General features: G+C 60.6%; 12 protein-coding genes. 11 read left to right on the top strand and 1 reads right to left on the bottom strand.

What is annotated here, in order from left to right:
* Positions 1 to 146: 146 nt before the first annotated feature.
* Positions 147 to 1025, bottom strand: a complete 879-nt coding sequence (gene ypfJ, locus CORTU0001_RS06920; RefSeq protein WP_005328496.1) for a KPN_02809 family neutral zinc metallopeptidase — start codon at positions 1023 to 1025, stop codon at positions 147 to 149.
* Between the two features lie 244 nt (positions 1026 to 1269).
* On the opposite strand from ypfJ, the gene aspS reads away from it, so the two are divergent.
* The 11 genes from aspS (at position 1270) to aroB (ending at position 14778) form a co-directional block, all read left to right on the top strand.
* Positions 1270 to 3102, top strand: coding sequence for an aspartate--tRNA ligase (gene aspS / locus CORTU0001_RS06915; protein ID WP_005328495.1), 1833 nt, complete (start codon positions 1270 to 1272; stop codon positions 3100 to 3102).
* A gap of 123 nt (positions 3103 to 3225) precedes the next feature.
* Positions 3226 to 4440: a protein kinase family protein gene (locus CORTU0001_RS06910; RefSeq protein WP_005328494.1), complete on the top strand. Its 1215-nt coding sequence runs from the start codon at positions 3226 to 3228 to the stop codon at positions 4438 to 4440.
* A 43-nt stretch (positions 4441 to 4483) separates the two neighbouring features.
* The gene (locus tag CORTU0001_RS06905; RefSeq protein ID WP_034668420.1) at positions 4484 to 5875 is read left to right on the top strand and encodes a replication-associated recombination protein A; all 1392 of its coding nucleotides are present in this window, start codon (positions 4484 to 4486) and stop codon (positions 5873 to 5875) included.
* Positions 5876 to 5976: 101 nt separating this feature from the next.
* Positions 5977 to 8661: an alanine--tRNA ligase gene (alaS, locus tag CORTU0001_RS06900; protein WP_005328492.1), complete on the top strand. Its 2685-nt coding sequence runs from the start codon at positions 5977 to 5979 to the stop codon at positions 8659 to 8661.
* Positions 8662 to 8671: 10 nt separating this feature from the next.
* Entirely contained in the window at positions 8672 to 9223 is a 552-nt protein-coding gene (gene ruvX / locus CORTU0001_RS06895; protein ID WP_005328491.1) for a Holliday junction resolvase RuvX, read from the top strand.
* A gap of 38 nt (positions 9224 to 9261) precedes the next feature.
* Positions 9262 to 10455 (top strand): endolytic transglycosylase MltG, encoded by a 1194-nt coding sequence (gene mltG, locus CORTU0001_RS06890; RefSeq protein WP_034668418.1) that lies wholly within the window; start codon positions 9262 to 9264, stop codon positions 10453 to 10455.
* A 31-nt stretch (positions 10456 to 10486) separates the two neighbouring features.
* On the top strand, positions 10487 to 11314 hold the full coding sequence (locus CORTU0001_RS06885) for a shikimate dehydrogenase (protein ID WP_005324941.1): 828 nt from the start codon (positions 10487 to 10489) through the stop codon (positions 11312 to 11314).
* Between the two features lie 106 nt (positions 11315 to 11420).
* Positions 11421 to 11822 carry an A24 family peptidase gene (locus tag CORTU0001_RS11490; protein WP_341858110.1) on the top strand — a complete coding sequence of 134 codons (402 nt, stop codon included), beginning with the start codon at positions 11421 to 11423 and terminating at the stop codon, positions 11820 to 11822.
* A gap of 68 nt (positions 11823 to 11890) precedes the next feature.
* The gene (gene aroC / locus CORTU0001_RS06880; RefSeq protein ID WP_034668414.1) at positions 11891 to 13102 is read left to right on the top strand and encodes a chorismate synthase; all 1212 of its coding nucleotides are present in this window, start codon (positions 11891 to 11893) and stop codon (positions 13100 to 13102) included.
* Positions 13103 to 13105: 3 nt separating this feature from the next.
* Complete coding sequence (locus CORTU0001_RS06875; RefSeq protein WP_005328489.1) at positions 13106 to 13642, top strand: shikimate kinase; 537 nt, start codon at positions 13106 to 13108, stop codon at positions 13640 to 13642.
* A gap of 65 nt (positions 13643 to 13707) precedes the next feature.
* Positions 13708 to 14778 carry a 3-dehydroquinate synthase gene (gene aroB, locus CORTU0001_RS06870; protein ID WP_005328487.1) on the top strand — a complete coding sequence of 357 codons (1071 nt, stop codon included), beginning with the start codon at positions 13708 to 13710 and terminating at the stop codon, positions 14776 to 14778.

Raw genomic sequence — 14778 nt, 5'->3', positions numbered from 1 at the left:
AGGAAATTCTTATGTAGAGAATGCACACTCAGACTAAAGGCCCTAGGTGTCAGGAAAGTGAACTCAAGATGTGGAGTTCGTGAAAGCAATGTGGCTATTTGTGAACATAATGGCCGCCGCTCTCGGCGACGGCCACGTTGAGAGTTTTAGCCGCGGTAGGCGCCGCGCTCCAGGGTGTCGCACTGGGACATCTTGCCAGAGTTATATCCGGCGAGGAATGCCTTCTCACGCTGTTCGGAGGAACCGTGCGTCCAGGAATCAGGCTGGACCTGGCCGCCGGAGCGGCGCTGGATATTGTCATCGCCCACCGCCTGGGCAGCCGCGACAGCGTCTGAGACCTGTTCCTTAGTAATCGGCTCGAGCAAGGGGTTATCGCCCTTGTCGGCGTAGGAAGCCCACAGGCCTGCGTAGCAGTCAGCCTGGAGCTCGATCTTCACCGCGTTGGAATCGGCGCCTGGGTCGTCATAGTCCGACAGGCCGAGGGTGCCCTCAAGGTTTTGAATGTGGTGGCCGAACTCGTGCGCCACGATGTACATGCGGGCCAAGGGGGCATTTTCCGCGCCGAAGTTGCGCAGGGAATCAAAGAACGCGGTGTCGAAATAGGCGGACTCATCGCGCGGGCAGTAGAAGGGGCCGGTAGAAGAAGAGGCCGCGCCGCAACCGGTATTAACGCCGCCGTGGAAGACCACGCGCTCCGGCTCGGTGTATTGGATATCGGCCTGTTCCGGCAAGACCTTGGACCAGACGTTGTCTACGCTGCGACCGGTGAACTCAACGAGGCATTCATCCTTGGTGTTGCCATCTTCTGCAGTTTCGCATTCGGGGCTTTCGCCTTGTGCAGCGCCGTCGGATTGGGTCTGCTCGCTGCCCAGAATTGAGCCCAAGTCTGAGGGATTGCCGCCCAAGAGGAGGAAAAGGCCTACTAGAACAATCGAGCCGACGCCACCGCCAATGGCGATACCACCGCCACCACCACCCGAACGCGCTTCTTTGCCGCCGAAATCGGCACCTGATCTAAAAGTCATGCCTAAATAGTGCCACATGGTCCCCTCATACACTGGATGGAGATTGTTGCAAAGAAGCCGAAGGAGGGAAACGGGGGTTCTTCTGCGGCCTTCAGGGTTAGCTTGCGTCCACCTAACTGCGCTCCGCGTACCGGTAGGGATGTAGAATTGTGCGCGTTCCTAGTCTTGTGCTTGGTTTGGCGCGCGCTGTTTACGCGTGGCGGGACCCGCAAGTGACACAATTTTCAGAAGGGATTGAACAACAGTGCTGCGTACCCACTTAGCAGGTGAGCTCCGCAAAGAACTCGCAGGAGAGACCGTCACCCTAACCGGTTGGGTTTCCCGCCGCCGCGATCACGGTGGTGTGATCTTCATTGACCTGCGCGATCGCTCCGGCATCGCCCAGGTTGTCTTCCGTGAATCTGACGTGGCGGAGCGCGCCCACGACCTGCGTTCCGAATACTGCGTTAAGGTCACCGGTACCGTGGAGCCTCGCCCAGAAGGCTCAGAAAACCCCAACCTGCCGTCCGGTGAAATTGAGGTCAATGTCGCGGATCTTGAGGTTTTGAATAAGTCCGCAGCGCTGCCGTTCCAAATTGATGATCCTTCCACCTCGGGTGAGGTAGGCGAGGAGACTCGCCTGAAGTACCGCTACCTGGACCTGCGTCGCGAGCGCCAGGCACAGGCGCTGCGCCTGCGTTCTGCAGCCAACCGCGCGGCCCGCAAGGTGCTGGATTCGCATGACTTTGCTGAAATCGAGACTCCAACCCTGACCCGTTCCACCCCGGAGGGTGCACGCGACTTCCTGGTTCCAGCACGTTTGAAGCCGGGCACCTGGTATGCACTGCCACAGTCCCCGCAGCTTTTCAAGCAGCTGCTCATGGTCTCCGGCATGGAGCGCTACTACCAGATCGCGCGTTGCTACCGCGATGAGGACTTCCGCGCTGACCGCCAGCCGGAGTTTACCCAGCTGGACGTGGAGATGTCCTTCGTAGACCAGGACGATGTCATCGCCTTGGCGGAAGAGATTGTCACTGAGCTGTGGAAGCTCATTGGCTACGAGATTAAGACTCCGATCCCGCGCATGACCTACGCCGATGCGATGAAGTACTACGGTTCCGATAAGCCGGACCTGCGCTTCGACATCAAGATTGTAGAGTGCACCGAGTTCTTCAAGGACACCACTTTCCGCGTCTTCCAGAACGAATACGTCGGCGCAGTGGTCATGGAGGGCGGCGCCTCCCAGCCGCGCCGTCAGTTCGATGCTTGGCAGGACTGGGCTAAGCAGCGTGGCGCCAAGGGCCTGGCCTACATCACCGTGGGTGAGGACGGCACCTTGGGCGGTCCGGTAGCTAAGAACATTACCGACGCCGAGCGCGAGGGCATTGCAGAGCACGTCGGCGCCAAGCCGGGCGACGCCATCTTCTTTGCCGCTGGTGACACCAAGTCTTCCCGTGCCCTCCTGGGCGCTGCACGTGGCGAGATTGCAAAGAAGCTGGACCTTATCAAGGAAGGCGACTGGGCCTTTACCTGGGTTGTAGATGCTCCGCTCTTTGAGCCTTCCGCTGATGCGACCGCTTCTGGCGACGTCGCACTGGGGCACTCCAAGTGGACCGCGGTTCACCACGCCTTTACCTCTCCTAAGCCGGAGTACCTGGACAACTTTGACCAGAACCCGGGCGAGGCGCTGGCATACGCCTATGACATTGTCTGCAACGGCAATGAGATCGGCGGCGGCTCCATCCGTATCCACCAGCAGGACGTGCAGAAGCGCGTCTTCGACGTTATGGGAATCGGTGACGAGGAGGCTCAGGAGAAGTTCGGCTTCCTGCTCGATGCTTTCCAGTACGGCGCCCCACCACACGGCGGCATCGCCTTCGGCTGGGACCGCATCGTCTCCCTGTTGGGCGGCTTCGACTCCATCCGCGACGTCATTGCGTTCCCGAAGTCCGGCGGCGGCGTGGATCCGCTTACCGACGCCCCTGCGGCAATCCCTGCTGCACAGCGCAAGGAGACCGGCGTAGACTACAAGCCGGAAAAGAAGAAGGAACAGGAAAAGTCTGGTTCCACTGCGGCCGAGACTGCTGAGGAGAAGTAAGCCGGGAACTTAAACCTCGGCCTTTCAGGCGCACCGTGCGGGGCACATCGTAGTCCGCGGCAATTTCGCTGCGGGCGAACTTGTGACCCCGCTTTGGTGTGAGGGGGCATACTGGATAGAACTATGGTTGATAACGAAGCTGTGCTATCACCCGAGGATGTCATCAAGGCCGCCTCGGAGATGTTGTCGCGCCGTTTTGGTGGTACCCCGGAGATGTCGGGTGTGGAGCGCTTGGACGGTTCCGGCAATGCAATGGTCCTGCGCGCCAGGATTGCCCCCGGAGCCTTCCTGCCGCACCGCTCGGTAGTCATTAAGTACAACCCGGTCACCGGCTATGGCGTCGATGATGCCGCGATGCTGCGCGAGGTGGTGGCTTATCAGTTCACCACCGCGCTATCTGAGGACGTGCGTCCGGGGCCGGTGCTTCTTGCCCACGATCTGGAGCAGCGCATTATTGTGTTGACGGACTTGGGCGAGGGCGAAACGCTTGCCGACGTCCTCGTACAGTCCACCGATGATGACCGCGTGCGGGTGCTGCGCTCGCTGGGCAGTGCGTTGGGGCACATGCACGCTGGAACCGCAGGCCATGAGCAAGATTATGAAACCCTGCTCAATAGGATGCTGCGCAAGAATCCGGACTTGGCCCCGCACCAGTCCGTGCGCGATGAGGCGCTGGAGCGCTCCATTGGCATCGGCCTCGACTTGCTGGATAAAGCCGGGCTCGAGGCACCGGCCAGCTTCCGGGATCTTGCGGGTCAAGCCGCACGCTCCCTGGCATCCGGCAAGGACCGGGCCTTTACTCCCTTCGACCTTTCACCGGATAACATCATTGTGTCCCAGCGCCTGCACTTCTTGGACTATGAATGGGCAGGATTCCGCAATGTTGGCTTCGACGTAGCCTGCGTTATCGCCGGATTCCCACAGTTCCTCTTCTCCAAGCCGATTACGGACGAAGAGGCAGATATCTTCATCTCTGCTTGGTCCCGTGCCGTATCTGAGGTGTGGCCGCTATTTTCCAATGCGGAAGAAACCCATGGTCTCATTGTGGCCTCGCTCATCGGCTGGGCGCTATCGAGCGTGACCACGATGCACGCCGGCGGCATCGAAGGGCTGGTTGCCCTAGCCAGGGGTGAAGCCGAAGTGGTCCACGATCCGCAGCGCTCCATCTTGCGCCCTGCTGACCATGGTCCGTTCACGGAAGATGAATTGCTCGTGCGCCGCGACCTCTATGAAACCTTTGAGGCGCTATCTCGATATGCCGCGCGTTGCGATGGCCCCGCCTGCGCGCCCATCGCGGAATTTGGCAGCGCCATTGCGCGCCGCTTGGATGACGAATAGACAATCACGATGTGCCCGCACGCTTTTAGGAGGTAGCTTTCCAGTGTCTCAAGACTCATTATTTGGCGGGCCCAGTCCGGACAACAGCGCACCGTCGCTGCCGGGGAAGAACCTTTTCGCCACCCACGCTGGGTCCCCACTGGCGGCGCGGATGCGTCCCCAAAACCTGGATGAGGTAGTAGGGCAAGACCACCTTCTGGCCCCCGGCAAGCCATTGCGCCGCCTCGTGGAAGGATCAGGAGAGGCCTCCGTCATTTTGTACGGGCCACCGGGTACCGGAAAGACCACCATTGCCTCGCTCATCGCCAGCCAAATGGGGCAGAACTTCGTGGGCCTCTCCGCGCTTGATTCGGGCGTCAAGCAGGTTCGCGAGGTCATCACCCACGCCCGGCAAGAGCTCATTCACGGCCGGCGGACCGTGCTCTTTATTGATGAGGTGCACCGGTTTTCCAAAACCCAGCAGGATGCACTCCTCGCAGCCGTGGAAAACCGCACGGTACTGCTCGTTGCGGCAACCACGGAAAACCCTTCCTTCTCCGTCGTCGCGCCGCTTTTGTCTCGCTCGCTGCTGTTGCAGTTGCATTCGCTAAGCGACGATGACTTAAGGGGCGTCGCCAAGCGCGCGCTCGAAAGCGACCGTGGCCTGGGCGAGCGCAAGATTCGGATTACCGATGAAGCCTTGGATCAGTTGGTACTCCTCGCCGGTGGCGATGCGCGGCGCACGCTGACCTATCTCGAGGCTGCGGCCGAGGCGGTCGACGATGGAGGGGAGATTACCCCACAAACGGTCACGGACAACGTCAATAAGGCGGTGGTGCGCTACGACCGCGACGGCGACCAACACTACGACGTGGTTTCCGCGTTCATTAAGTCCATTCGCGGCTCCGATGTCGACGCTGCGCTGCATTATCTCGCCCGCATGGTAGAAGCCGGGGAGGACCCGCGCTTTATCGCCCGGCGGCTCATTGTGCACGCCTCCGAGGACATCGGCATGGCCGATCCGACCGCGCTCCAGGTGGCCGTGGCGGCGGCCGAGGCCGCTCAGCTCATTGGCATGCCAGAAGCGCGAATCCCGCTCGCGCAAGCCACCATCCACCTGGCCACCGCGCCGAAATCGCCCTCGGTTATCTCTGCCATCACGCAGGCCCAAACCGATGTAGCGGCCGGCAAGGTGGGCCATGTGCCACCGCACCTGCGCGATGGGCACTATGAGGGCGCCAAGCGGATGGGAAATGCCGTGGGCTATGTCTACCCCCACGATGATCCCCGCGGCGTTGTAGAGCAGCAGTACCTGCCCGATGAGCTGGAGGGCTCGGTTTACTATGAACCCACCGATCACGGGGCTGAGAAGCGAGTTTATGACTATATAGGCCGCTTGCGCAGCATTATTCGCGGCAATCGCGGCCCAGGCAAAAACGCTCGCCGGTCGCGCTGATCCCCACCGATGGGAAATCGCTGTGCAGCGAAGGGTAGAGTTGGGCGGGTTAGAAACTTCTTGATAGAAGATGAAAGCTCAGACAGTTAGGATTGTTGCTCGTGAAGACTCATGAGATCCGGGAACGGTTTACCCAGCACTTCGTCAATTCTGGTCACGAGGCAGTACCAAGCGCCTCGCTGATCCTGGATGACCCTAACCTGCTTTTCGTTAATGCCGGCATGGTTCCGTTTAAGCCCTACTTCCTAGGCCAGCAGAACCCGCCCTTTGCCAAGGGCCTTGCTACTTCCATCCAAAAGTGCGTGCGCACCTTGGACATTGATGAGGTGGGCATTACCACCCGCCACAACACCTTCTTCCAGATGGCCGGCAACTTCTCCTTTGGCCAGTACTTCAAGGAAGGCGCCATCACCAATGCGTGGACCTTGCTTACCGGCTCCGTCGATGAGGGCGGCTTTGGCCTAGACCCAGATCGCTTGTGGGTCACCGTTTACCTGGATGATGATGAGGCCGCCGAAATTTGGCGCGACAAGATCGGAGTTCCAGAAGAGCGCATTCAGCGCCTCGGCATGGAGGACAACTACTGGTCCATGGGTATCCCTGGACCCTGTGGCCCGTGCTCTGAGATTTATTATGACCGCGGTCCCGAGTACGGCAAGGACGGCGGCCCGATTGCCGATGACAACCGCTACATGGAGATCTGGAACCTGGTCTTCATGCAAAATGAGCGCGGCGAGGGCATTGGCAAGGGCAACTTTGAGATCGTCGGCGAGCTGCCCAAGAAAAACATCGATACCGGCCTGGGCATCGAGCGCGTGGCCTGCATTTTGCAGGACGTAGACAACGTCTATGAAACGGACCTGCTGCGCCCAGTCATTGACGTAGCCGAGGAGCTTACCGGCGCCACCTATGGTGACAAGGCCTCCCACGAGGACAATATCCGCTTCCGCGTGGTAGCTGACCACTCCCGTACCGGCATGATGCTCATCCTGGATGGCGTGACCCCGGGCAACGAGGGCCGCGGGTACATCCTGCGCCGTCTGCTGCGTCGCATTATCCGTTCCGCCAAGCTGCTGGGCGCTAAGGGCGCGACTATGGAGCGCTTCATGAATACGGTCATGGACACCATGACCCCGTCCTACCCGGAGATTGCAGACAACCGTGAGCGCATCCTGCGCGTTGCCGTGAATGAGGAAAAGGCCTTCCTGAAGACCCTCGAGTCCGGCACCCGCCTCTTCGATGATGCCGTCCAGGAGCTCAAGTCCACCTCCCGCGCGAAGACCGCAAAGGTCCTGCCAGGCGAGAAGGCCTTTGAGCTGCACGATACCTACGGTTTCCCTATCGACTTGACCTTGGAGATGGCCCAGGAGGCTGGTCTTGAGGTCGACATGGATGGCTTTAACGACGCCATGGGCGAGCAGCGCCGCCGCGCCAAGGCCGATAATCAGGCCAAGAAGCACGGCCACACTGACCTTTCCCTCTACCGCGACTGGGTGGACAATAACCCCACCGTCTTCACTGGCTTTGAGGAGCTTACTTCCGACGCCCGCGTGATCGGCCTCGTCCGCGGCGGCGAGAAGGTCGACCAGGTACGCGAGGGCGAGCAGGTTGAGGTCATCTTGGACCACACCCCGCTATACGCCGAAGCAGGCGGCCAGATGGCAGACCGCGGCCGCATCATGGCCGGCGAATCCCTCCTTGAGGTCAACGACGTTCAAAAGATCGGTAAGAAGCTGTGGGTACACAAGGCGACGGTTACTGCCGGCGGCCTTGACTTGGGCATGTCCGTTGAGGCGGCCGTCGACGAGCAGTGGCGCCACGGTGCTACCCAGGCACACTCTGCTACGCACCTCATTCACGCCGCACTGCGCCAGGTGCTTGGCCCCACCGCCGTCCAGGCCGGCTCCATGAACCGTCCGGGCTACCTGCGCTTTGACTTCAACTACACCGAGCAGCTCAGCCAGGCACAGTTGGAAGAGATTGCTTTGATCACCAACCAGGCAATCGACTCCAACTTTGCCGTGAACACCATTGAGACCTCCCTGGAGGAGGCCAAGGCCATGGGCGCTATGGCACTATTCGGTGAGAACTACGGCAAGGAGGTCCGCGTAGTAGAAATCGGCGGACCGTTCTCCATCGAGCTGTGCGGTGGTACCCACGTTGGTTCCTCCGCTGAAATCGGACCGGTGTCCGTGCTGGGTGAGTCCTCCGTTGGCTCTGGTGCTCGCCGTATCGAGGCCTACTCCGGTTTGGATGCCTTCCGTTATTACTCCAAGGAAACCGCCTTGGTAGAGGGCGTTTCCCGCGAGCTGAAGGTGCAGACCGAGGATCTGCCAGAGCGCATCGCGCAGCTGTCTGAAAAACTCAAGGCAGCGGAGAAGGAAATTGAAACCCTGCGCAAGCAGCAGCTGGCTGCGCGTGCTTCCGAGTTCGTCAGCGCAGCTAAGGACGTCAATGGTTTCAAGGTCATTGCGCTGACCTTGCCAGAAGGCACCACCGGTGGCGACCTGCGCACCGTTGCAACGGACCTGCGCAACCGCCTGCGCGAAGAAGAAGCCGTCATCGTCCTGGGCGCCGAAGACAAGGGCAAGTTCCCATTCATCGCGGCAGCCACGGACAAGGCTGTTGGCCGCGGCGTAAAGTCCGGCGACATCGTCAAGGAGTTTGGACAGTACGTCGACGGCCGCGGTGGCGGAAAGCCGGATATGGCCCAGGGCTCTGGCTCTACTGCGGCCGGCGCTGAGCGCGGCTTTGAAGCTGTCAAGGACATGCTCGAGTCCCTGTAGGAGTTCGACCGTGGCAAAAGTGGAACCAGATAGCCCCGGAGTTGATGACCCGGGGCAGGGCCGCCGGCTCGCGCTCGATGTCGGTACGGTGCGCATTGGTGTGGCAGTGTCCAATAGGGAAGCAACGCTTGCCACTCCAGTGGAGACCGTGCGCCGAGAAACCGGGTTCAAAGACCGCGATAAGGGCGATATTGACCGCATCCTGGAGCTCATTGATTCCTATGATGCAGTTGAAGTTGTCGTTGGCCTGCCACGGGACTTGCAGGGAAATGGCTCCAAAAGCGTAAAACACGCTAAAGAAATTGCGTTTCGGATCCGCCGTCGGTTGAATCGAGATGCAAATATAGATAAAGTTCCACCACCAGTACGTTTGGCTGATGAGCGTCTGACTACCGTGGCAGCGACCACCGCGCTGCGCGCGTCCGGCGTGTCCGAGAAGAAGGGCCGTAAAGTCATCGACCAAGCAGCAGCGGTGGAGATATTGCAGACTTGGTTGGATGGGCGCGCGAGCGCGCTACGATCCCATGATGCAATAGACCAGCCTTCAGACTCAGGAGACTAAAACACGTGAGCCGTAATCAAGAACGCCTCGGCCGATCGATGGAGCCGAAATACGTCAAGCGCCGCCAGCGCGGCATTGCCGTTGTTATTGCGTCGATCATCGTCATCCTTGGCGCCCTTATCTACATCGGATTCCGACTCGGCAATACCTCCGCCGATTATGAAGGAACCGGCAACGGTACCACCCAGCTGGTGGAGGTGCCGGAAGGCTCGTCCATGTCCGAGCTCGGACCTGCATTGGTAGAAAAGAATGTGGTGAAGACGCAGGACGCTTTCGATTCTGCTGCGTCGATGAACCACGGCGCGAGCCAAATCCAGCCGGGCTTCTATCGTCTGCAGGAAGAAATGAGCGCGGACGCGGCAGTCGAGGCACTGCTGGATGAGAATAACCGCGTGGACATGCTCGAGGTCCAAGGTGGCGCCACCTTGGAGGACGTCAAGGTTGTGGGCGGAGACGTCCGCTACGGCATTTACTCCCTGATTTCTGAGGTCAGCTGCAACGATGGCAACTGCCTGAAGAAGGAGGACTTGGAAAAGGTTGCGGCGGAAACCGACCCTGCCGAGCTGGGCGCACCGGAGTGGGCCTTGGACGCCATCAATAAGCGCGGCAATGATCCCAAGCGCATTGAGGGCCTTATTGCCCCAGGCCAGTATGTCCTCGACCCCAACATGGAGGCCAAGGATATCCTCAAGGACCTCATCACCCGCTCCACCAAGCGCTACAACGAGACCAATATCGAGGAACGCGCCCAGGCTATCGGCTTGAGCCCTTATGAACTGCTCACCTCCGCTTCCTTGGTGGAGCGCGAGGCTCCGGCGGGCGAGTTCGATAAGGTTGCCCGCGTTATCCTCAACCGCTTGGACGAGCCAATGCGCCTGGAGTTTGACTCCACCGTGAACTACGGCTTGGAAGACGTTGAGCTGGCCACCACCGATGAGGCCCGTGGGGAGAAGACCCCGTGGAATACCTACGCGAAGGAAGGCCTACCGGATACCCCGATTGCTTCTCCTTCGGACGATGCAATCAAGGCCATGGAAGAGCCGGCTGAAGGCAACTGGAAGTTCTTCGTCACCGTGGACAAGGAGGGCACCACCGTCTTCTCCGATTCCTACGATGAGCACTTGGGCCGCGTCGATGACGCCATCCGCTCCGGCGTGCTTGACTCCAAGCGCGAAGGTGAGGGCGCTGGTTCCGGCAACGGCGACGCCGCTGCCGAGCAGCCCGCCCAGTAGAGTCGCGACAACCACAAAGAGGTAGAACACCATGCCACGTGCGGCGGTCCTTGGTAGCCCCATCAAGCACTCCTTGTCTCCGGTGCTCCACAATGCTGGCTACGAGGCCGCCGGGCTGGCCGGTTGGGACTACACCCGCTTTGAAACATCGGCGGAAGGCTTGCCGGAATTGGTGGCGGCAAGCGACTCAGAGTTTGTTGGTTTCTCCGTGACCATGCCCGGCAAGTTTGCCGCCCTCCGCTTTGCGGACACCGTAAGTGACCGGGCCCAACTGATTGGCTCAGCAAATACCTTGGTGCGCAGGGCTGATGGTTGGTATGCGGACAATACCGATACCGAGGGCGTACGCGGTGCGCTCGCCGAACTTCTGGGGGATGATCCAGCAGCTCATGCGCTGCTCATTGGTGCTGGGGGCACCGCTCGTCCCGCGTTGTGGGCGCTTTCCGAGCGCGGGGTGAAAAAGGTTACGGTCCTCAACCGTTCCGACCGCAGCACCGAACTTTTGCCGCTCGCGCAGAACCTAGGGCTGGAACTTTCCTTTGTTAGCTTCGACGGGGACTTATCCGCGCTGGCTCGCAGCGTCGATGTCATTGTGTCCACCGTTCCAGCCGCGGCGGTGAAAGATTATGTCTTTGACCTCGCCCACGCACCGGTGCTGGACGTCATCTATGATCCTTGGCCCACACCGCTGACCACGTGCGCGGCGGCCAATGGGTACAAGACCGTGGGCGGGCATGTCATGCTCGCGCACCAAGCATTTAGCCAGTTCGAGCAATTTACCGGGGTGGCCGCCCCGCGGGAAGACATGCTGAAGGCATTGCACGAGGAGCTGCAGAAGCGGTCGCAGACGACTAAGTAAAAAAGGGGGCGTCGGCAAGCGCGGGCTGGAATCCCCGTGTAGCAGGAACTGCAGACTTCGCCATGTAGACATTGACGCCCAGCGCTTCCTCACAGCGTGCCTTAGAGTGATCCCCGTGCTAATAGTCGGGGGAATTATTTATGGTTTGTGGGCAGCAACCTTGTCTTGGTGGGATATTCGGCAGCGCCGATTGCCAGACTGGTTAACCCTTCCATCTGCGGTGCTCTCGCTCGCCGTTGCCAATTGGAGTGGGCTGTGGTGGCCGGGGCTGTACCTGGTGCTAGGGCTAGTTCGTGCAGGAGTCGGTGGAGGCGACATCAAACTCGCTTGGCCCTTGGGAATGCTGGTGGGGCATGTGGCCGGGTTTATGGGCGTGGTAGCGGCAAGCGGCTGCGCGTCCCTCCTGACGCTTATGTGGTCGGCGTGCAGTGGGCAGAAGGAGAGCCCGCATGGTCCTGCAATGCTGCTAGCGGCAACGGTCGTTATCGCATGTGCGCACCCTCTTTGAGGGGGTGGAAGAATATATTGCGGGGCCAAGTTGGTACTGGATTGGCCAGGCCGTGCGATAATACCCGCATGCTTCGTTGGACTACTGCAGGTGAATCCCACGGCCAGGCTCTTATTTCGATGCTGGAGCACATGCCCGCTGGGGTCCCCATTACCCGCGCCGATATTTCCCATCAGCTTTCCCGGCGCCGCCTAGGCTATGGCCGCGGTGCCCGTATGAAGTTTGAGGCTGATGAGGTCACCGTGCTGGGTGGAGTCCGCCACGGGCTTACCTTGGGTAGTCCCATCGCCATCATGATTGGCAATACGGAGTGGCCCAAATGGACCACCATCATGTCGGCCGATCCGCTGGATATGGACGATGAAGACACTATTAAAGCGATGAACTCCGGCCGCGGTGCCGCCTTGACGAGGCCGCGCCCAGGGCACGCGGACTTTGCCGGAATGGTGAAGTACCGCCACAGGGAAGCACGCCCCATCCTCGAGCGATCCTCTGCGCGTGAGACGGCGGCGCGAGTGGCCGCAGCTACCGTTGCGCGCAATTTCCTGCGCGAGACCTTGGGCGTCGAGGTTCTTTCCCACGTGATTTCCATTGGCGCTTCCGAGCCTTATGAGGGGCCTGCGCCAGCGTTCGCGGACATCGAGGCTATCGATGCCTCGCCGGTCCGCGCCTGCGATAAGGCGGCTGAAGCCTCCATGATTGCGGAAATTGAGGCCGCAAAGAAGCAGGGTGATACCTTGGGCGGCATCGTTGAAGTTGTGGTCGATGGCCTGCCTATCGGCCTGGGCTCGCATACTTCCGGCGATGACCGCTTGGACGCCCAATTGGCCAGCGCATTGATGGGCATTCAGGCTATCAAGGGCGTGGAAATTGGCGATGGCTTTGCCGAGGCCCGTCGTCGCGGTTCCGCTGCCCACGATGAGATGGTGCGAACCGAAGACGGCGTATCCCGCCTGAGCAACCGTGCTGGCGGACTCGAAGGCGGCATGACCAACGGGCAGCAGCTGCGCGTGCGGGCGGCAATGAAGCCGATTTCTACCGTGCCGCGTGCCTTGCGCACCATCGATATGGAGTCCGGCGCTGCAGCTACTGCCATTCACCAGCGCTCCGATGTGTGCGCGGTTCCGGCGGCGGGCGTCGTTGCAGAAGCCATGGTTGCCCTCGTCCTTGCACGCGCCGTGCTAGAAAAATTCGGTGGCGATAGCCTCGAAGAAACCTCTGCGGCCATCGCCGCGTATGATAAATACGTTTCGGACCGCCTTGCTTTTGACCAGGAGTAAGTTATGACCACCCCAACCGCCGTTACGGGCCTGCCCCGTCCACGCGTTGTTTTGGTTGGCCCGCCAGGTGCGGGTAAATCCACCATCGGCCGCCGCCTTTCCCACGCCTTGAGCTGCGAACTGGTGGATTCGGACCACCTTATCGAACAGGCTAAGGATAAGCCGTGCGGAGAAGTCTTTAGCGAGCTTGGTGAACCAGACTTTCGCGCGCTCGAAGCCGAGCACGTTGCTGCGGCACTGCGCACCGGTGGAGTAGTCAGCCTCGGCGGCGGGGCAGTGCTGACGGACGCCACCCGTGAGCTGCTGGAGCGCCATACCGTCATCTTTTTGGATATTTCCCCTGAAGAAGGTGCACGGCGGACGTCCGGGGACAGCAATCGGCCGGTTCTCGCAGCCGCAGATCCCCTTGAGCACTACCGCAACCTTGTGGAGGCGCGGCGCCCCTATTACCAAGAGGTGGCCGATTACCGGGTACGCACCGATGCCCGGACCCCACAGCAGGTAGTAGGCGATATTCTCGGCTTCCTCGATACCCTGTAGATTCTCCGCAGCGCTACCACTAGTTCCTCGCCATGCTGGCTTGGCGGCGAACGGAAAGGACCATCATGCCCAGCATTGCCGTTAATGGACCACAGCCCTATGAAGTTCGCATTGGCGCCGATCTCAACCGGGACATCGCGCAGCGCTGTGCGCAGATTGGTGCAGGCCAGGCGGGCATTATCTGCCAGCCGCCGCTGCGTGCCGCGGCCGAGCGCTTAGCGGAACTCGTCGCCGCTGAGGGGGTGGAGCCTACGCTTATCGACGTCCCCGATGCCGAGGCCGCCAAGCAGCTCAGCGTCATCGGTAGCGTATGGGATCAGCTGGGGGAGAAGGGCTTTAACCGCCGTGACGCCATCATCGGCCTCGGCGGTGGCGCCACCACCGATTTGGCGGGGTTCGCTGCGGCCGGGTGGATGCGCGGCATCAAGGTCATTCAGGTGCCTACCACGCTATTGGCCATGGTTGACGCGGCCGTCGGCGGCAAAACCGGCATCAATACCGCGGCCGGCAAGAACCTCGTTGGCGCCTTTCATGAGCCGGATTCTGTGTTTGTGGATCTCGAGCGCCTCGATACCCTGCCTGCGGCGGAGATCATTGCTGGCTCGGCAGAAATCATCAAAACCGGCTTCATCCATGACCCGGTAATCCTTGAGCGTTATGAGAGCGATCCCGGCGCATGCGTGGACCCCCAGGGCTATCTTCCAGAACTAATTGAGCGCTCCATCGCGGTAAAGGCCGCGGTGGTGGGCGAGGATCTTAAAGAATCGGGCCTGCGCGAAACGCTCAATTACGGTCATACCTTTGGCCATGCGGTGGAGCGCCATGAACAGTATCAGTGGCGCCATGGCAACGCGGTGGCCGTGGGCATGATGTTCATCGCCCACCTGGCGCATGCGCGCGGCCTCATTGACGCGGAACTCGTGGAAAAGCACCGCCGAATCCTGCACAGCATTGGGCTGCCAACCACGTATTGGCCAGGTCAGTTCGCGGACCTATATGAGGCAATGACCCACGATAAGAAGAACCGCGACGGAAAGATCCGGTTTGTAGCCTTGACCGGGGTGGGCGAGACCACCCGTCTTGAGGGGCCCAGCACGGAAGAGCTAGAGGCGGCCTACGCCGCGATATCGGAGTAG

The organism is Corynebacterium tuberculostearicum SK141 (genome assembly GCF_000175635.1).
GTDB lineage: Bacteria > Actinomycetota > Actinomycetes > Mycobacteriales > Mycobacteriaceae > Corynebacterium > Corynebacterium tuberculostearicum_C.
This window is presented reverse-complemented; position numbering and strand designations above follow the sequence as displayed.